20 protein-coding genes are annotated in these 16,843 nt (G+C 43.3%); 9 read left to right on the top strand and 11 right to left on the bottom strand.

The features are described from left to right. Positions 1 to 22: 22 nt before the first annotated feature. The 3 genes from JUE95_RS02110 to JUE95_RS02100 all read right to left on the bottom strand — a co-directional run bounded on the left by JUE95_RS02110 (position 23) and on the right by JUE95_RS02100 (position 1,813). The gene (locus JUE95_RS02110; protein WP_203648842.1) at positions 23 to 184 is read right to left on the bottom strand and encodes a 50S ribosomal protein L4; all 162 of its coding nucleotides are present in this window, start codon (positions 182 to 184) and stop codon (positions 23 to 25) included. A 138-nt stretch (positions 185 to 322) separates the two neighbouring features. Next, positions 323 to 1,426 (bottom strand): GH25 family lysozyme, encoded by a 1,104-nt coding sequence (locus tag JUE95_RS02105; protein WP_203648841.1) that lies wholly within the window; start codon positions 1,424 to 1,426, stop codon positions 323 to 325. 120 nt (positions 1,427 to 1,546) lie between these two features. Next, positions 1,547 to 1,813, bottom strand: a complete 267-nt coding sequence (locus tag JUE95_RS02100) for an HPr family phosphocarrier protein (protein WP_203648840.1) — start codon at positions 1,811 to 1,813, stop codon at positions 1,547 to 1,549. A 170-nt stretch (positions 1,814 to 1,983) separates the two neighbouring features. On the opposite strand from JUE95_RS02100, the gene JUE95_RS02095 reads away from it, so the two are divergent. Together JUE95_RS02095 and JUE95_RS02090 are read left to right on the top strand one after the other, a co-directional pair. Then, positions 1,984 to 2,373, top strand: coding sequence for a hypothetical protein (locus tag JUE95_RS02095; RefSeq protein ID WP_203648839.1), 390 nt, complete (start codon positions 1,984 to 1,986; stop codon positions 2,371 to 2,373). A gap of 26 nt (positions 2,374 to 2,399) precedes the next feature. Further along, positions 2,400 to 3,566, top strand: coding sequence for a hydroxymethylglutaryl-CoA synthase (locus JUE95_RS02090; protein WP_203648838.1), 1,167 nt, complete (start codon positions 2,400 to 2,402; stop codon positions 3,564 to 3,566). Positions 3,567 to 3,635: 69 nt separating this feature from the next. Here the strand turns inward: JUE95_RS02090 and lexA are convergent, their stop codons facing one another. Continuing rightward, the gene (lexA, locus tag JUE95_RS02085) at positions 3,636 to 4,265 is read right to left on the bottom strand and encodes a transcriptional repressor LexA (protein ID WP_203648836.1); all 630 of its coding nucleotides are present in this window, start codon (positions 4,263 to 4,265) and stop codon (positions 3,636 to 3,638) included. Positions 4,266 to 4,481: 216 nt separating this feature from the next. On the opposite strand from lexA, the gene JUE95_RS02080 reads away from it, so the two are divergent. The 4 genes from JUE95_RS02080 to JUE95_RS02065 all read left to right on the top strand — a co-directional run bounded on the left by JUE95_RS02080 (position 4,482) and on the right by JUE95_RS02065 (position 8,666). Next, a complete protein-coding gene (locus JUE95_RS02080) occupies positions 4,482 to 4,724 on the top strand; it encodes a DUF896 domain-containing protein (protein WP_203648835.1) in 243 nt (80 codons plus the stop codon). Between the two features lie 93 nt (positions 4,725 to 4,817). Further along, positions 4,818 to 5,045: a YneF family protein gene (locus JUE95_RS02075; RefSeq protein ID WP_203648833.1), complete on the top strand. Its 228-nt coding sequence runs from the start codon at positions 4,818 to 4,820 to the stop codon at positions 5,043 to 5,045. 79 nt (positions 5,046 to 5,124) lie between these two features. Continuing rightward, a complete protein-coding gene (locus JUE95_RS02070) occupies positions 5,125 to 6,870 on the top strand; it encodes an ABC transporter ATP-binding protein (RefSeq protein ID WP_203648832.1) in 1,746 nt (581 codons plus the stop codon). A 59-nt stretch (positions 6,871 to 6,929) separates the two neighbouring features. Further along, the gene (locus tag JUE95_RS02065) at positions 6,930 to 8,666 is read left to right on the top strand and encodes an ABC transporter ATP-binding protein (RefSeq protein WP_203649127.1); all 1,737 of its coding nucleotides are present in this window, start codon (positions 6,930 to 6,932) and stop codon (positions 8,664 to 8,666) included. 139 nt (positions 8,667 to 8,805) lie between these two features. On the opposite strand, the gene JUE95_RS02060 is transcribed toward JUE95_RS02065, so the two are convergent. After that, positions 8,806 to 9,444 (bottom strand): lysophospholipid acyltransferase family protein, encoded by a 639-nt coding sequence (locus tag JUE95_RS02060; RefSeq protein WP_203648830.1) that lies wholly within the window; start codon positions 9,442 to 9,444, stop codon positions 8,806 to 8,808. A 269-nt stretch (positions 9,445 to 9,713) separates the two neighbouring features. On the opposite strand from JUE95_RS02060, the gene JUE95_RS02055 reads away from it, so the two are divergent. The 3 genes from JUE95_RS02055 (at position 9,714) to JUE95_RS02045 (ending at position 11,859) form a co-directional block, all read left to right on the top strand. After that, positions 9,714 to 10,466 carry a tRNA1(Val) (adenine(37)-N6)-methyltransferase gene (locus JUE95_RS02055; RefSeq protein ID WP_235995083.1) on the top strand — a complete coding sequence of 251 codons (753 nt, stop codon included), beginning with the start codon at positions 9,714 to 9,716 and terminating at the stop codon, positions 10,464 to 10,466. Next, positions 10,456 to 10,740 carry a GIY-YIG nuclease family protein gene (locus JUE95_RS02050; protein WP_203648828.1) on the top strand — a complete coding sequence of 95 codons (285 nt, stop codon included), beginning with the start codon at positions 10,456 to 10,458 and terminating at the stop codon, positions 10,738 to 10,740. The genes JUE95_RS02055 and JUE95_RS02050 overlap by 11 nt, the downstream gene beginning before the upstream one ends. Before the next feature lie 123 nt (positions 10,741 to 10,863). Beyond that, positions 10,864 to 11,859, top strand: coding sequence for a D-2-hydroxyacid dehydrogenase (locus tag JUE95_RS02045; RefSeq protein WP_203648826.1), 996 nt, complete (start codon positions 10,864 to 10,866; stop codon positions 11,857 to 11,859). A gap of 125 nt (positions 11,860 to 11,984) precedes the next feature. Here the strand turns inward: JUE95_RS02045 and JUE95_RS02040 are convergent, their stop codons facing one another. The 6 genes from JUE95_RS02040 to JUE95_RS02015 all read right to left on the bottom strand — a co-directional run bounded on the left by JUE95_RS02040 (position 11,985) and on the right by JUE95_RS02015 (position 16,763). Then, entirely contained in the window at positions 11,985 to 12,941 is a 957-nt protein-coding gene (locus JUE95_RS02040) for a hypothetical protein (protein ID WP_203648825.1), read from the bottom strand. A gap of 15 nt (positions 12,942 to 12,956) precedes the next feature. Next, positions 12,957 to 13,940, bottom strand: a complete 984-nt coding sequence (locus JUE95_RS02035; protein ID WP_203649126.1) for a hypothetical protein — start codon at positions 13,938 to 13,940, stop codon at positions 12,957 to 12,959. 19 nt (positions 13,941 to 13,959) lie between these two features. Continuing rightward, the gene (locus JUE95_RS02030) at positions 13,960 to 14,226 is read right to left on the bottom strand and encodes a hypothetical protein (protein WP_203648823.1); all 267 of its coding nucleotides are present in this window, start codon (positions 14,224 to 14,226) and stop codon (positions 13,960 to 13,962) included. Positions 14,227 to 14,607: 381 nt separating this feature from the next. Further along, a complete protein-coding gene (locus JUE95_RS02025) occupies positions 14,608 to 15,261 on the bottom strand; it encodes a response regulator (RefSeq protein ID WP_203648822.1) in 654 nt (217 codons plus the stop codon). Positions 15,262 to 15,273: 12 nt separating this feature from the next. Next, complete coding sequence (locus JUE95_RS02020) at positions 15,274 to 16,302, bottom strand: sensor histidine kinase (RefSeq protein WP_203648821.1); 1,029 nt, start codon at positions 16,300 to 16,302, stop codon at positions 15,274 to 15,276. Positions 16,303 to 16,328: 26 nt separating this feature from the next. Beyond that, positions 16,329 to 16,763, bottom strand: coding sequence for a GAF domain-containing protein (locus JUE95_RS02015; RefSeq protein WP_203648820.1), 435 nt, complete (start codon positions 16,761 to 16,763; stop codon positions 16,329 to 16,331). Positions 16,764 to 16,843 lie beyond the last annotated feature (80 nt).

Here is a 16,843-nt window from a genome sequence, read left to right as displayed (position 1 = left end):
TCATTTTGCTTCTCCTTAACCGTTATTTAACGATAAAATTTGATTTAAAAAGATAGCCACAAGATGGGCAATGATTCATCCCGTAGTAGATGGTCATTTCATGGTGACATTGAGGACAATTACCAAGCATACCACGACGAATTTTTTTGAAGGTAGTTGCCGGTTTTTCGGGTTTATCAGTCATTTCTGTCACTCCTTTTTCAGTTTTAGTATAGCATTATCGGGGTGAAATAACTTCAACGACGTAGCTTTAATAAGCAAGAAATGGCGGATAAAACCTACTTAGGTCTTATCCGCCATTTCTTGCTAATGAAACGATTTTTTAAGCGTTTGGATTGACCCCAGCGTGCAGATAACCGCGCCAGATCCAACCAGCGTGTTTACCATTACCGCTTCTGACGTGGTAATAGATAGCTGAATTATGAGAGGCTTTGCGATACAGCTTTTCATGACCATCAGTATACCATGTGGTGTGCGGTAAATTCTTCATATCAGCGTACTTGATTCCTAAATGTTTCGAGTAGCGAGCACCGGAAAGCGTCCAGTAGGCGTGTCGGTGCATTGAGGCCCGCCAAACAAGAGAAACTGAGTTTGAACGTGCAGCAGAGTAATTAGAAGTTGAAGATGAAGTCGAAGCTGGAGCGGGTGCAGGCACCTTAACCAACGTTGTTTTTGGTGTTGCGTTGCTGGAACTAGTAGGCACTGAGGCGCTGGCATTACCATTAACGTAGAAGCTGTTGTTCAGCTGACTGACATCTAAGTTTTGTGACTCGCCGCTGAAACGGTAATCAGAGGCCCATTGCCATGCGTTGGCGGAAGGGTACTCGGTACCGGTTGGGTTTGAAGGCCACTGTGCAATCCAGCCCTTATTACTATCGTTGGTATCAATTTTGCTGCCAACCCAGCTGGCCATTGTGTATAAATCAGTTTTATTGTATCCGGCAGCGTTTAAGACACTGTCGAAAGCAGCTAGATCAGCATCGTTTTGACTCTTGGATAAGCCTGAAAGTTCGCTGGATTCAAAATCAACTACCAAGACCATATTCTTTGAGCTGGTGACGGACTGAACAGCGTTAATAAAGTTCTGAGCTTCCGCTTTAGCACTATCGACAGAGGTGAAATGAGCGAAATGGTAGTAGTTAACGGCCAAGCCAGCGTTTTGCGCATTTTGTGTCTGTGAGGACAAAACGGGACTCTTATAAGAGGTTCCTTCAGTGGCTTTGATAGCCACCGCTTTAACACCGGCATCGTGCATTTTTTGGTAATCACTGGCTCCCAAATTAGACTGCCAGCTGGATAAGTCGACCATATCAGTTCGCGGCTGTGAACTGTTAGGGCTAAGGGCAGCACTGGCGCTGTGAGCGCCGACTAAAAAGACGGCACCAGCTGTAACCAGACTGGTTAATAATTGTTTTGATAATTGCATTAATAAAATCCCCTTAAACATTTTCGTTGTAGTGGTTGCAGTAATAGTATAACTCGAATAAAATTTATTTTTTATTAAATTAACCGACTGCTTCATCGGCAATCGGTTAATTATCGGACGTTATATTTTGGCAACCAGTTGGTTATCAATTAAAGTTTGAACAACCTTTTCCAGTTGATCAGTGGTACCGTCAACACTTAATTCAATATTAGCACCACTAGGGACGCCTAAACTCATCACGCCAAGTGAACTGGTGGCAATCGTGGTGGTTCCCTGATACTTAAGCATGATTTTAAATTGATATTTTGATAATTCATTTGTCAATTGGTTGACAACATCGCCTGTTAATCCATCTGATGCAACGACCTTAATTGTAGTACTTACCAATCTCAACACCCCATCTTAGATAAAATTAGTTTGCGTTTCTTATTCATTGTAACAGCCGTTCGTTGTGAAGACACTGCTTGGTAAGCGGTTAATACTATGATAGCATGGTATGGGATTAAATGAAAAGCAGAAGCAGTAATTAGTGAATTTAATTATAAGGAGTGATTCAAATGCGTTTTCAAGATCTTGTCCCGATTGAATTAAACGTTATTGAATCTTCAACGGTTTATCAACCGGGGAAGCCCCGGCCAAAGCAGCACGATTGGCAGATTGATTGGGATCGGCTGCGACAGCTGATCTTAGATAATGATGAACGGCTGGATGAAGTCAAAGCCGGCATCGCAGAGGATTGGGTACGGACTCATGGCACGGTCTGGGATCGCACGCGGGGGTTCTACCGTAAGCCTAATGACAGTTATGACTATGATGACACCGTCTTTTGGGGCTATTCATCATGGGGGACACCTGCCATTTCGGTGATCTTTGCGGATGAAACTGAGGCATCCTATCAGTTGTATAAGGAAGGTATGGATTATAATTATCACTATTTAGGAAAGTAAAGAAAGACAGCAGTAAGGAGAGAATTATGCAAATTGGAATTGATCAGTTAGCGTTTTATACGCCAAGCACTTATTTGGATCTTGTTGATCTCGCTCATGCAAGGGGCGAGGAACCGGATAAATATCGGATTGGGATTGGTCAATATGAGCAGGCAGTCATTCCGGTCACCCAAGATGCTGTCACTTTGGCAGCCAATGCTGCAGCTAAAGTTGTCGACGAAACTAATCGTGACCAAATCGCCATGGTATTGTTCGGTACTGAATCAGGGATTGATAATTCAAAATCGGCAGCAGTGTATCTAAAACGACTGCTGAACCTGCCTGACAATATTCGGGCTATAGAATTAAAGCAAGCCTGTTATGGTGCCACAGCTGGCGTGCAGTTTGCTCACGATTACGTTTTTCTGCACCCGGATAAGCAGGTTCTGGTGATTGGCGCTGACATTGCCCGTTACGGACTGAACACCCCGGGAGAAGTAACGCAGGGTGGCGGGGCAGTGGCCTTAACAATCAGTGCTGAACCTAAATTACTTAATCTCGATAATGAAACGGCGTTCAAGTCTGAAGACATCATGGATTTCTGGCGGCCATTATATCGAACTGAGGCATTAGTGGATGGGCGTTTTTCAGAAAACGTCTACATTGATTTCTTCAAAACAGTTTGGCAGGATTATCAGCAGCAAACTAACCGAACCATTGCTGATTTTACGGCGTTTGCTTTCCATCTACCGTTTACTAAGATGGGTTTAAAAGCACTGCGGGCAATTTTACCAGAAGCCAGCGAAGCACAGCAAAAACAGTTAATGGCAAATTTTGAAGCCAGTCGGCAGTATAACCAGCGGGTGGGTAACCTCTACACTGGATCGCTATATTTGAGTTTACGCTCGCTGTTTGATAATGCGTCATTGAAACCAGGAGAACGGATTGGCCTGTTCAGCTATGGTTCGGGGGCAGAAGGAGAGTTCTTCAGCGGAACAATCAGTGAACAATTTGACGTTCAGGTTTCCCGAGATGAATTTGCAAACTTTTTCAAGAACCGTCAGCGGCTGAACATGCCGGAATATGAACGGCTCTTCTCACAGCAGTTACCAGCTCACGACGTTCTCTTGGATTTAAGCCATGATGACGCGCGGTTTGTGTTAACCGGCATTAAACATGATCAACGGCAATACTTAGACCGTCAGCAGGCATGATCGTTTTTTCCAATCTAAAAAAGAAGCAGGCATTGAGCCTGCTTCTTTTTTAACGGAAAATAATCGTGTTTAAAAAATTTGGTCACGATACAAGCCAATAACCTTACCCAGGACAGTTACCTGGTTTAAGATGATTGGGTCCATCGTATCGTTTTCAGGTTGCAGCCGATAGTAGTGATCTTCCTTATAGAATCGCTTGCAGGTTGCTTCGTTTTCTTCAGTCATGGCAATCACAATCTCGCCATTTTCTGCAGAATGCTGTTTTTTGACGATGACTTTATCACCGTTTAAAATACCCGCGTTGATCATACTTTCACCGCGAATTTGCAGCATAAATAAATCACCGGCTTCATCCATTAACTGATCGGGTATTGGGAAGTAATCAGTTGCTTCTTGTACAGCTAAGATGGGTTCCCCAGCAGCAACCGTCCCCAAAACAGGAATCTTAGTCGGTGTTTTGACGATACCAAGGGCTTCGATACCTAAATCGGTAACTTCCAAAGCTCGTGGCTTGGTAGGATCTTTGATTAACAGTCCCTTTTTAGCAAGTCGAGCAATGTGACCGTGGACAGTAGAAGTTGAGCTTAAACCAACCTTTTCACCGATTTCACGTACTGTTGGCGGATAACCGTGTGACTGTGTCTGGTCATAAATAAAACGCAAAATTGCGAGCTGTTTCGATTCTGAAGATTTTGTCATTATTTCACCTCACTATGTCCTCTTTATTACCGTTATAATAGCATAGTTGGGACACCATTTCAAACAAGTGTTCGCTTTTTTGCGAAAATAGTCGGAAAAGGCACGTTAAATTAAAAATTGAGGAAAATTTATTACTATAGATAAGCTTTCTTTCTTGAACCAATAAGGGTTTGGCGTTATTATATTAAAGCATGTTTGTACAAGGGAGTGATATTAATGGCTGAAACCGAAATGAAAGATTTAATCGCCCGTATTAATGAATTAGCTAAAAAAGCAAAGTCAGAAGGTTTAACCGAGCTTGAAAAGGTTGAACGTAAGGATCTTCGACAGAAGTACTTGAAGAAGTTCCGTGAGGGCTTTAAAAACGATATTGAAATGTTACGTGTCTTCGATAAATCCGGTAAGGAAATTACACCTAAAAAGGTTCAGGAAATTCAAAAAAAGAAGGGTTTGCGGTAATCGTTTTACCAATTCCTGCAGATTCCCTTTTAAAATGGGCTGAACTTGTGTAATATTGTTTATTGGAAGCTACTGAAAAGGAGGCACATCCGCTTGAGCACTGGAATTTGGATTCTAATTGTGATCGTTGCTTTATTAGCTGGTCTAGCACTTGGGTTCTTCGCAGCTCGTAAGTACATGGAGAAGTATATCCGTGAAAACCCGCCAATCAACGAAGATCAACTGCGCATGATGATGATGCAAATGGGACAACGTCCTTCAGAAAAGAAATTGCATCAGATGATGAACAGCATGAAACAGCAGCAATCAGAAAAGCGTTAATTCGCATTTTTGAAATGAAGGCTTGGGTAATCTAATCCCGAGTCTTTTTTAATTTTGTCAAAATAAAGGAGGCGACCACATGAGTATCTTTAAAAAGTTAGGCTGGTATTTTAAGGCTGAATGGAGAACGTATTTGTTTGGCTTACTAGGGCTGCTGATAACCGCTTTGCTGGCGGTGATTCCACCACGGATGATCGGGGATGTTGTTGATTTGATTCACAGCCATCATCTAACTGCCCGGCTCTTAGTGACGGATCTGCTGATTCTATTAGTAGCCGCACTGGGTCAGTATGGGTCACGTTATATGTGGCGGACCGCTATTTGGGGTGCGGCAGCTAAGCTGGAAAAAACCTTGCGGCAACGGTTATTCGGTCATTATATGACGATGGACCAAACTTTTTACCAGAAATACCGGACGGGTGATTTAATGGCTCGAGCCACTAATGATCTCCAGGCAATTCAGCGGGTCGCCGGTGGTGGTATCCTTCAATTTGCTGATTCAATTATTACCGGTGGAACAACGTTGATTGCCATGATGACCTTGGTTAACTGGCGCTTGACGCTGATTGCTGTTTTGCCTTTTCCACTTTTGGCAGTGATGGCTTATTACTTAGGTCAGAAAATCAACATTGCGTTTCGTGATTCCCAAGCCGCTTTTTCACGGTTAAATAATAAGGCGCAGGAGAGTATCAGCGGTGTCAAAGTGATTAAAAGTTTGGGTCAAGAACAAGAAGATATCGATGATTTTAACCAGCAAGTTGATCAAACGATTAAAGTCAACCGCCGGGTCAATCGGTTGGATGCCATGTTTGATCCTATCACGACCATCATTATTGGCTTAGCATACGTTGCTACGATCGTTATGGGTGGGTCGCTGGTGGTAAGCCACGTGATCACAATTGGGAACTTAGTTTCATTTATTACCTATTTATCCATGATGATCTGGCCAATTTTTGCGGTGGGGATGCTGTTTAATACCATGGAACGTGGGAATGCCAGTTATGATCGGGTGATGAAGCTGATCAACGAAAAGTCTCAGGTCATCGATCATACTAGCGGTCGCAGTGAACGACCAGCAGGTGATTTAGTCTTCAACATTACTGATTTTCATTATCCAGATGATCCGCAGGTCGCTTTGAAAAACATGTCGTTTACGATTCAAGCTGGTAAAACCTTGGGAATCGTTGGTCGGGTCGGTGCCGGTAAAACCACGATTATGCGTCTATTGCTACGGCAATTTGAACAGTATCAAGGACAGATCAGTTACGGTGAAACGAATATTCTTGACTATCAATTGGATAGTTATTTGCCGGCAATTGGTTATGTACCGCAGGATAGTTTTTTATTCTCAGCGTCTGTTCGTGATAACATTGCTTTTGCTAAACCAACTGCCACCAAAGCTGAAGTTGAAGCAGCCGTTGAAGACGCGGACCTCTCCAATCAAATTGAACAGTTTGAAAATGGTTATGAGACCTTAGTCGGTGAAGAAGGAGTTTCGCTTTCTGGCGGTCAGCGACAGCGGGTGGCAATTGCCCGTGCCTTGCTGATTAAACCGGAACTATTGATTTTAGATGACGCGTTGTCTGCTGTCGATGCGGAAACCGAGAGTAAAATATTAACTAATTTGCATCATGAACGGGCGGGTAAAACTACTATCATTGCAGCTCACAGGTTAAGTTCAGTGATGCGAGCTGACGAGATTATCGTTATGGATCATGGCATGGTCACGGAACGAGGTAGCCATGATCAGTTAATGGCACAGGATAGCTGGTACCGCCAGATGTTTGAACGGCAGGAACTTGAAATGCGCGTAAGGGGAGGCTAACGGTGAAAAATAATGAACATCAATCCGCCTGGGCGAAAAGTATCCCAGTGAAGGAACAAATGAGCATCGTTTCACGGTTGATTGGCTATGCCAAACCTTACTGGCGTCATTTCGTAGTTGCCATCGTGTTGGCTGCCTTAGTCAGCGTGGTTAATATCATGCTGCCTATGATCCTAAAGGATTATATGGATAACTACCTCAAAGTCGGCCGCGCGGATTTAAAAATCATGTGGCTATTTGCCGGGCTATACTTTTTTGCAATGCTCACCCGTGCAGTGATGCAGTTTTGTCAGGCATATCTGTACAATATGGGTGCTGAATACATGCTGGAAAGTGTCCGCCGTCAGCTGTTTGAAAGATTACACCACTTTGGGATGCGTTTTTATGATCAAATTCCAGGTGGTTCCATACTGTCACGACTCACTAATGATACGATGTCTTTTAGTACGTTTTGGCAATTGTTTAGTAGCCTGATCGTGGCACTATTTTCGGTAATTTCGTCAGTGATCGCAATGTTCGTGTTGAACGCTAAAGTAGCCGTTTGGTTATTGATTTTACTGCCGCTTTTAGGAATCACGATTTGGTACTACCAACGTTACAGTTCAAAGGTTTACCGACGGATGCGTGAACGGTTAAGTGAACTTAATTCGAAGCTATCCGAAGCGATTACTGGGATCAGCATTATCCAGCAGTTTCGGCAGGAAAAGCGGATGAACCGTGAGTTTGATGAAACTAACGGGGCTTATTTCCGGTCACGGCAAGCCATGATTCGAATCAATTCGCTGTTATTGAGCCCGCTGATCGACCTCTTTTATTCTCTTGGGGTAATTTTCGTTCTGTCTTTGCTGGGTGTTCGTGGTTTGAATGGTTTTGTACCAGCCGGGATGATTTACGCCTTCGTAACGTATTTGGATAATTTGTTTAATCCCATGACTAGCATGATGGATAACTTGAGTGATTTCCAAGAGGGGATCGTTTCTGGTTCCCGGGTGATGAAGCTGATGGCTGATAAAACGGCGGTACCGCAGCAGAATCCAGTGACTGGTCGAGACATTACCAACGGTAAAATTGAATTTAAGCACGTGAGTTTTTCGTACGATGGCGAAACACCAATTTTAGATGATATTTCGTTTGTTGCTCAACCTGGTCAAACCGTTGCCTTGGTTGGTGAAACGGGTAGCGGTAAATCATCAATTATTAACGTTTTAATGCGGTTTTATGAATTTCAGTCAGGTCAGGTATTGATTGACAATCATGATATTCGTGAATATGATTACGCTACGCTGCGCTCAAAAATGGGGCTGGTACTTCAAGAGCCATTTCTTTTCTATGGAACCGTTGCCTCTAATATCAGAATGTTCAATCAGTCAATTTCTGATCAGCAGGTTCGAGCTGCGGCTGCCTTCGTAAACGCAGATGACATGATTGAGGCGTTGCCCAGAGGGTATGATTCAAAAGTGATTGAACGGGGGAACGGCTATTCCAGCGGTCAAAAGCAGCTGATTTCCTTTGCTAGAACAGTAGTCACCGACCCTAAGGTGCTGATTTTGGATGAAGCTACGGCCAACGTTGATACGGAAACTGAGCAGGAAATTCAAAAGAGTCTGGCTAAGTTGCAATCCGGTCGAACGACGATTGCAATTGCCCATCGACTATCAACGATTCAGAGTGCTGATTTAATCCTTGTTTTACAGCAAGGCAAGATTATTGAGCGCGGTACCAACGATGAGTTAATGGCAAAAAAGGGTGCTTACTATGATATGATTCAGTTGCAGAATACGGCTCATTTAGATTAAAGCGAATAGTAAAAAGTCAGCCTCCGTATTGAATTACGAAAGCTGACTTTTTGAATAAAACTTCTGATAGTGATACGTAAATCGACCATTCAACGGCCAAACTAGCCACGGTTTAGTGAAAATTAAGTGCAGCCGGCAACTAGGCTTGTGATTGGGGCTTTGATTTGGGATCGACGTAGTGGAAATTAGGGTCGATTTCTTTATCCAGCCGATCAAAACCATTTTGCATTTTGGTCTCAATCACTTTAAACCCTTCTTCGTTTAACTTCATTTTAGGATCAACCATGAATGAGTCACCAAACGAAACGGTGATTTTTTGGCGGCTAAAAAGCTGCTTAAAAGTTAGTGGTCCTTGGTAAACGGTTGGTACAATTGGGACTTTTGACAGCTTAGCGATTACCGCGACGCCACCTTTTAAGTCCTGGGAGTGACGAGTGCCAGAAGGGAACATGATCAGTGATAAATGACTGTTTTTTAAAAGTCGGACTGGCGTTTTTATGGCTGAAGGACCGGGATTTTGCCGGTCCACTGGGAAAGCGTTGGCGTGTTTCAATATCCACCGCAGAATTGGGTTTTTAAACAGTTCAATTTTAGCCATAAAACTAAATTTTTTGGGGCTGCCGGCCAACGCGTAGTAAATGGGATCAAACCAGGTTCTATGCGGACCGACTAGAATATAATTGCCCTTGGGTAATCTATCGGTGTGTTCGAACCGGGGTTTACCATTAATCACGTAAACAATCATGCGAACGACAACGCGGATAAAAGAATAAAACATTGTGTAACCTCTCTTACGTAAAGTTATTATCGTAATAATTATTATAAACCAGTCAGTGTTAAAAGTCTTGAATAGGAATATTGCAGCTATTTGAGAAATCAGGTATTAGATGAACAAACCATTTGAGGCTTGATATGTTTGGTTAAAATAGTAAGATGGTTAAGCATTGATCTACCGGTTTTAGCAGGTAGGCTGATTTGAAATAAAGAACTATAATATTAGCTATTATAAGGATAAATAGCTGAAACATCAACGGAATGGGTGATTATTTGACAGCTCCAGAATTGCTTCCAGGTGAACGTATTGACCAGCTTTACAGTCAGGATATTAAAATTATTCAGAGTCCGCAAGTTTTTTCGTTTTCATTAGACGCGGTTTTGCTGGCAAATTTTGCCAAGCCGCCTCTCAAACAGACGGGAAGATTAGTCGACCTGTGTGCTGGTAACGGTGCGGTTGGCTTGTTCATGGCACCAAGGGTAAAGGGGCAGATTGCCATGGTGGAGATTCAGCCGCGTTTAGCTGATATGGCGAGACGGTCAGTAGCCTTAAATAACCTTGAGCAAAAAATTACGGTGTATGAACAGGATCTGGCAACAATTTTTGACCAGATTCGTAAGGATTCAGTGGAAACAGTAGTTTGTAATCCACCATACTTTGCGGATCTACCGGATAGTAAGAAAAATCCCAATCAGTATTTAGCGATTGCTCGCCATGAAATTGCGACTTCATTGGAGACGGTAGTGGCAGTTACTAGCGGATTGCTTAAAACCACGGGGAAGGCCTTTTTCGTTTACCGACCAGACCGGTTGCTTGATTTAACCTCCATGATGGCAAAGCATCGGCTGGCAGTTAAACGGCTGCAGTTTGTTTATCCTAAACCCGGTCGTGATGCCAATATTGTGTTGGTTGAAGCGATTAAAGACGGCCGAATGACGGGGCTGAAGGTGCTGCCGTCACTCATGACATATGATGAGTCTGGTGAGTATTCAGCACCAGTAAAGAAGATGTTATATGGTGACTAACGAAACGAATCAGTACTACTTTTACGTGTTGCTTTGTGCGGATAACAGCTTGTATGGCGGTTATTCAACCGATGTTTATAAACGGTTTGCTGCTCATCAAGCTGGCAAGGGTGCTAAGTATACAAGGGTGAAAAGCCGGCATCCCTTAAAGCTGATCTATTTTGAAACCTTCGGGACAAAATCAGCTGCTTTAAAAGCGGAATATGCTTTTAAGCATCAGCCAAGGGAGGCTAAGGTAGCCTATTTAGCGTCACATGGTGTTCACGTGGACTAAAGTGTCTTGTTGAAGTAAAGCATGAAGGAGCAGTTCACTTTTTTTCACAATTTGACGAAGCCCTTATCAAGCCGGTAAAAGCATGATAAAATAGAGTTATATTAGTGAATGGAGGAAATAATTGTGAAAATTATTGCATATGGTATTCGTGACGATGAAATGCCTTATCTGAAACAATGGTCAAAAGACAAGGGCATCGAGGTTAAAGCTGTTGCCGAGTTATTAGATGAATCAACTGTTGACCAAGCTAAGGGGTATGACGGTGCTGTTGTTTACCAACAAAAGCCATACACCAGCAAAGTTTTGGACAAGTTAGCTAGTTTCGGAATCAAGTCACTTTCACTACGTAACGTTGGTGTTGATAACGTTGATGCTGATGCTATCAAGCGTAACGGTATCAAAGTTACTAACGTACCTGCATATTCACCAAGCGCAATTGCCGAATTGGCTGTTACACAATTAATGCGTTTGCTACGTCGGACGAACACCTTTGACCGTAAAATTGCTCAAGGTGATCTTCGGTGGGCTCCAACCATTGCTAAGGAATTAGATCAGATGACTGTTGGTGTGATTGCTACTGGTCGTATTGGCCGCAAAGTAATCGATATTTGCCGCGGCTTCGGTGCTAAGATCATTGGGTATGATGTTTATCATAATCCTGAATTGGAAAAAGACGGTATTTATGTTGATACTTTGGATGAACTGTATGCCAAAGCTGATGTTATTACAGTCCACTCACCAGCTACAAAAGAAAACGAACATATGCTGAACGATGCAGCCTTTGCTAAGATGAAAGATGGTGTTTTCATCATCAACGCTGCTCGTGGTATTTTGATTGACACTGATGCTTTGATCCGTGCCTTGGATTCAGGTAAAGTTGCTGGTGCTGCTCTAGATGTATACGAAGACGAAGTTGGTATCTTCAACACAGACTTTGGCAGCTTTGATGCTATTCCAGATGAACGTTTGAAGAACTTACTCAAGCGTGAAAACGTTCTGGTTACACCACACGTTGCTTTCTATACTGAAACTGCTGTTAAGAATATGGTTCAATATGCTTTGAACAGCAACGTCAACTTGATTGAAAAGGGTTCTGACGATAGCGAAGTTAAATTCTAAATCAAACAGAACAAACGAAAACGACCTGTGAGGGTCGTTTTTTTGTATCAAATGAAAAATGACTGTTGCTGTATGCTCCCAAAAGTGGTTTCCAACTTTTTGTGAAGTACGTCAACGGCCATTTCTTAGTTAGTACTTAGGCGACTTGATTCGTAGTTGCAGTCAGTTTCTAACTGCTTCAAAAATTGTCTCAATCGTTCCCGAGTAGGCCCATCAGGTAAGGCCTTGGCATCCAGTTGAGTTTGACTGGTCAATTCCATGGCCAACTGGATGGCCGATTGTTCGCCGGCTTGAATCGTCAGTTTGCGTGCGATTTCAAATTGATCCGCAGTTGGCTTTTTAGGGGCGTGAAAGAAGGCTTTGAACCAGTCGCTTTCTTCCTCTAAGGCAAACAGTAGTGATAGCGGATAGTTACCGCTCATGATCAAGGCCCTGAAGTCTAAACTGTCGTGAGTCTTATTCACTGACGTTAAAATTTGAACGATGACACCCAGCGTTTCCCCAATGGTACCAATTAAATCGGTAATTGCTTTGTCAGAGACACCTGCAACTACCGCAGCCAAACGGCATGTCATGGCTGAAAGAGCACCGTCTCTAGCCTTGGCATCTTTTAAATAATCAGCTACCCGTTCACGTTGGTTAAAGTTGAGCTGCAGGCGCGCACTGTTTGCTAGCCAAAAATCTTGACCAGTGTGGAGAAGGGTAGTTTTTTCTGATTGAGGCAGGTTAGCGGTAGCAAAAGTAGATACGACATGGCCGTATAAGTACTGACTGCTATAAGCCCTAGCTTTGGACATCGCCACATCGCTCAGCGACATTGCCCGCGGCTTAAAGGTGGCGGGTATCAACTCGCTGGCAAGAGCCAAGGCTTCAACCGTTCCCGATAACGTTTCGGCACCATCTTGCGCGTTACTGTTAGATTGACAAAACATTGTCCACAACGCTTGCCGAAAATGGCGCTGATTATCATTAGCCACGGTTTTAGCAGCATCTAGGACGGTAGTTGGCAGTTGACGTAACCATGACTGAAAATCATCTTCCAGTGCAACGTCAACGGTATAATTGTTGACATTAAAAACCATCACCACATCTCCTCATTATTTAGACGTCAACTTATCCAGTTCAGTAGAGAACTGTTCTGCCACTGGAATGAAAACGTCCGTAAAGTAATGGTTAAGATCGATGGTTTGCTGAGGATCATCCAGTGCCTTTTGAGCCCGTTCAAAAGCATCATTACGCATGTTAATGATCATGAGTTTCTTTTGATGGCGCAGATGCTTGATGATCTTGTCGCTATCTGCCATTCTCCGAGTTTTTTCAATGAAGTAATACATAATTTCGTAAAAAGTATTATCAAGTACCCAGAAGAAGGTGTTTCGCAGTACCCGGTCATTCATCACCGTGGTAAATAAGTTATCACCCATGATTTCATGCTGCGTAAAGGACGCGGCAGACATTACAACAGCTTGGACTTCATGCATATCAGCCATAAAATGACTAAAGTGGTCTAGTTCTTCATCCTTTAATTCGTAGCCAACATTTTGATTCCGTTCATCGGGGGTCATGGTTTTAAAATTATTGAGATACTCTGACTGAACGTCTTTGGCATCGGTCAGCAGATCCCGTTCAATGTCGGTTAAAATCGCTTGATTGGCATCTAAGTAATCACTCACAGTTGCCCAAATCTTAGGAAACTGGTCGTTAAAGTGATCAAACAGGTCATTGGTGGTACCCACGATTTGTTTCTGGATTTTGGCGTGTTCAGTGTGGGGCGCAAATTGAATCACCATTGGAATACTATCATCGTCAGCATTGAGGCCAGCTTTTTTACGGTGGTCATTTTCGTATTTTTTTAGTTCATCCAAGCTTAAAAGACCCAGGGGCATCACGTTGATTTCGCCATTGGTCGTCATAATTTGAAGGGAGAACGGGGTGTCAGCATGCTGGTTCATGGTCAGTGACTTTAAGGTTTCCATTAATTTGCTGCGGGAGCCTAAAGCATCCTCGGGGTCGGCATAAAAGCCGGACGTATAAATTGCAATATTGTCATATTTGCTAGCTAGTTTTTGTTTGACGTCCATTTCCATCACGGATTTCCTCCTATGCTTCTGAAGCCTTGATCAAGGCCTGCAGTTTTTGTTCGCCGTTTTCGGTGAGAGTGGCTGCGGATAGATCGGCGCTAGCAAGGGTTGCGCTGTAGGTATTGTCCAAAACCGCATTATTTAAATAGCCTTCGTCGTTGGCCGCTTTAATCGTGGTATACAGCATTGAATTTGGGTTTAGCTGACGCCCCTGACGAAAGCAGTGGTTGTGGACGTCGTTTAGGATCCCCATTAATTCCTCATCATGACTAACATTGTGTGCCATAAGTGTTGCTCCCTTCAGTTTTATTTCGTTAGCTTTATTTTAGTCAATAAACAGCGGGGACGATATAGGGAAAAGACCTAAGAAATAGCGCATATAATATAAATGAATAGTTTAAAGATTGAGTAGCAAACGAGTTTATCTGCTGTGTCGGTGGTGTTAGGGCGTTTCGCCCTTACAGCACGGGACGACATCTAAGACAGGCGTTTTTGGCGTGGCTTAGATGCGAGGTGAAAGACCGTCCCTCAGGCTTTCACCGGTCCCCACAGCAATAAACTCGTTTGCTGCTAGCACTCAATAAAAATTAAAAGTAAAAGGTTCAAAACTAATACACAAGTATTGGTTTTGAGCCTACAGCCTACTATGAAGCAATCTTAAAATGAGTTATAAATCAATTAATTTGTTATGAATGGCGTACCGAATCAGTTCTGCCCGATTCTTGAGGTGAAGCTTAGCCATGATATTGGCCTTATGAGCTTCTACCGTCTTGGTGGAAATGAAAAGTTCTGAGGCGATTTCTTTATTGGAATAGCCAAGGGTAATCAGCGGCAGCACTTCGCTTTCGCGCTTGGACAGGCCCTTATAGCCTTCAAGTTTGACGTTGGTGCCATCTTGGTTGATTTCGGCTAAATCATCCGTGGTCAGCTTGATGTTCTGATCGACGTACTCTTGGCCGTTCATGAGTTCATGAAGCGCATGGAGCAGTTCGTCATCGGACGAACTTTTCAGAACGTATGACATAGCGCCGTTATGCAACGCTTGATTGATATATTCCTGTTCTTCGTGCATGGAAAGAATCAGGATGCGCACTTTAGGAAAATTATCGTGAATCCGTTTAGTGGTGATCAGACCACTTTCGCCAGGCGGCATACTGAGATCCATGATGAGGATATCAATATCGCCTTGTTCCACCCTTAAATAAGTATCAGTACCGTTGGCTGCTTCGTCCACGACTTCAAACTCTGGCTGTTTGTTGACTAAGGTTGAAAGGCCAAACCGAACTACGGCATGATCATCAGCAATTAAAACTTTGTACATCAACGTTCCCCCTTAAGCTGTTGCCACTGGAAACTTTGCGGTCACAGTGGTGCCGTTTCCCGGTGCTGAAATAATTTCAAAAGACCCGTTCAGTGCTTTGACCCGCTCGTTCATGTTCATCAAACCAAGTGACCGGCCGTTGAATTGACGATGCTTTGGCACATCGAAACCAACACCATTGTCAATAATTTCAAGGTTAATAAAGTGATTATGAGCAACCAGTAAGATGCTGATTTCACTGGCTTGAGCGTGCTTTAACGTATTGTGAATTGATTCCTGAGCAATCCGGTAAAGCACACTTTGCACGTTAGTTGACAGCTGCTCAGTATCAGCTTTGCCAACGACGTCAACGTCAATGCCGGAATTTTCCTCGGTTCGCTGGGCTAAAACGCGAAGGGCAGGTAATAAGCCGAAGTTATCCAGAACGGAAGGGCGGATATCCAGTGCCATACCCTTAACTTCGGTCAGCGTATCCGTTAACTGTCGTTCAATAATACTGGCGAGTGCTTTGATATCGGCCTCATCAAGCGTTTCTTCTTGCAGGCGGCGAACGCCCATAATGGCGGAATAGACACCTTGTGCGATGCTATCGTGCAGGTCTTCGGAAATCTTTTTACGTTCTTCTTCGTGAGCCCGATTCACGTACTGGTTCAACTGTCGCTGCTGAGCCACTTGATCCATTCGTTCAATAATACCGCGGCTCTTAAGCGTGAGTGAAAAGATGTGGTTATCAGCGTCGATGACGTGGTAGATCAAAAAGTACTCCAACGGGTGTAATCGATCGTTTGCCAAAGTGATTGGAATTGAAATTTCCTTCATCAGGTTGCGGATGGAACACCTGAAGCAGTCATCGGAAGGCGAAAGTTTTTGCTTGACGGAAGTGTTCGCAATTTCCGCCAGGTAGTTTGGGTCGATATTCAGTTCTTCTTGCAGGTCTTTAGCTAATTGATTGCTGACTAATAGTTGCTCTTCCTTAAAAATAAAAACTGCGTCCGTGACTTCATCAAAATAGCGTTCGATCCAATTTAACGTTTCTAGCAAAAAAGCCGACCTCCCAACGTCGCACTTTAAAAAGTGTCTAGGTATTGGGAAAGCCGACTGGTTGTTTCGTTTGAGACTGGTTGTTTTGATCGGTAACCGGCAAGTAACACGCCACCGACCAACTTCACCGCAGACGGATATATTGGAACAGCGGCTGCGTTTTGCAGTGACTCCACTCGGGCGATGGGGGTATACATCTTATCGGTATACTCGTAATCTTGGAGGCCGTTCTTCCAAAATGGTTTGCCTGTTCTAACAACTAAACCGGCAATACCAATACCACTTCGAAGTACGATTTTTCGAAATTGCTCGTTCTGGTTTCCAGCAACGAAATACCATTTGATGGTTGAATTGTCAGCTGCATAAAGGGCAACGCCAACGAAGTCAAAATCTTCAGCCTGATAAATGTGATTAACCAAGCATTGGTAATCGCGCTGTGTATCAACGTTTTCCAGATTCAATTTTATTACCTCCTATAATAACATTTTTAAACCCGAATGAAAGCGCTTTGCCTCATAAAATTCATATTATTCACATAAAA

The sequence above is a fragment of the Secundilactobacillus yichangensis genome (assembly GCF_016861565.1).
In the GTDB taxonomy this organism is placed as follows: domain Bacteria; phylum Bacillota; class Bacilli; order Lactobacillales; family Lactobacillaceae; genus Secundilactobacillus; species Secundilactobacillus yichangensis.
This window is presented reverse-complemented; position numbering and strand designations above follow the sequence as displayed.

What these genes read in the sequence shown, in the direction of transcription:
- JUE95_RS02065 (WP_203649127.1), top strand. Translation starts at nt 6,930, where the DNA reads ATGAGCATCGTTTCACGGTTGATTGGCTATGCCAAACCTTACTGGCGT.
- JUE95_RS02030 (WP_203648823.1), bottom strand. Translation starts at nt 14,226, where the DNA reads ATGGCACACAATGTTAGTCATGATGAGGAATTAATGGGGATCCTAAAC.
- JUE95_RS02040 (WP_203648825.1), bottom strand. Translation starts at nt 12,941, where the DNA reads ATGGTTTTTAATGTCAACAATTATACCGTTGACGTTGCACTGGAAGAT.
- JUE95_RS02035 (WP_203649126.1), bottom strand. Translation starts at nt 13,940, where the DNA reads ATGGACGTCAAACAAAAACTAGCTAGCAAATATGACAATATTGCAATT.
- JUE95_RS02070 (WP_203648832.1), top strand. Translation starts at nt 5,125, where the DNA reads ATGAGTATCTTTAAAAAGTTAGGCTGGTATTTTAAGGCTGAATGGAGA.
- JUE95_RS02105 (WP_203648841.1), bottom strand. Translation starts at nt 1,426, where the DNA reads ATGCAATTATCAAAACAATTATTAACCAGTCTGGTTACAGCTGGTGCC.
- JUE95_RS02090 (WP_203648838.1), top strand. Translation starts at nt 2,400, where the DNA reads ATGCAAATTGGAATTGATCAGTTAGCGTTTTATACGCCAAGCACTTAT.
- JUE95_RS02025 (WP_203648822.1), bottom strand. Translation starts at nt 15,261, where the DNA reads ATGTACAAAGTTTTAATTGCTGATGATCATGCCGTAGTTCGGTTTGGC.
- JUE95_RS02110 (WP_203648842.1), bottom strand. Translation starts at nt 184, where the DNA reads ATGACTGATAAACCCGAAAAACCGGCAACTACCTTCAAAAAAATTCGT.
- JUE95_RS02080 (WP_203648835.1), top strand. Translation starts at nt 4,482, where the DNA reads ATGGCTGAAACCGAAATGAAAGATTTAATCGCCCGTATTAATGAATTA.
- JUE95_RS02060 (WP_203648830.1), bottom strand. Translation starts at nt 9,444, where the DNA reads ATGTTTTATTCTTTTATCCGCGTTGTCGTTCGCATGATTGTTTACGTG.
- lexA (WP_203648836.1), bottom strand. Translation starts at nt 4,265, where the DNA reads ATGACAAAATCTTCAGAATCGAAACAGCTCGCAATTTTGCGTTTTATT.
- JUE95_RS02050 (WP_203648828.1), top strand. Translation starts at nt 10,456, where the DNA reads ATGGTGACTAACGAAACGAATCAGTACTACTTTTACGTGTTGCTTTGT.
- JUE95_RS02095 (WP_203648839.1), top strand. Translation starts at nt 1,984, where the DNA reads ATGCGTTTTCAAGATCTTGTCCCGATTGAATTAAACGTTATTGAATCT.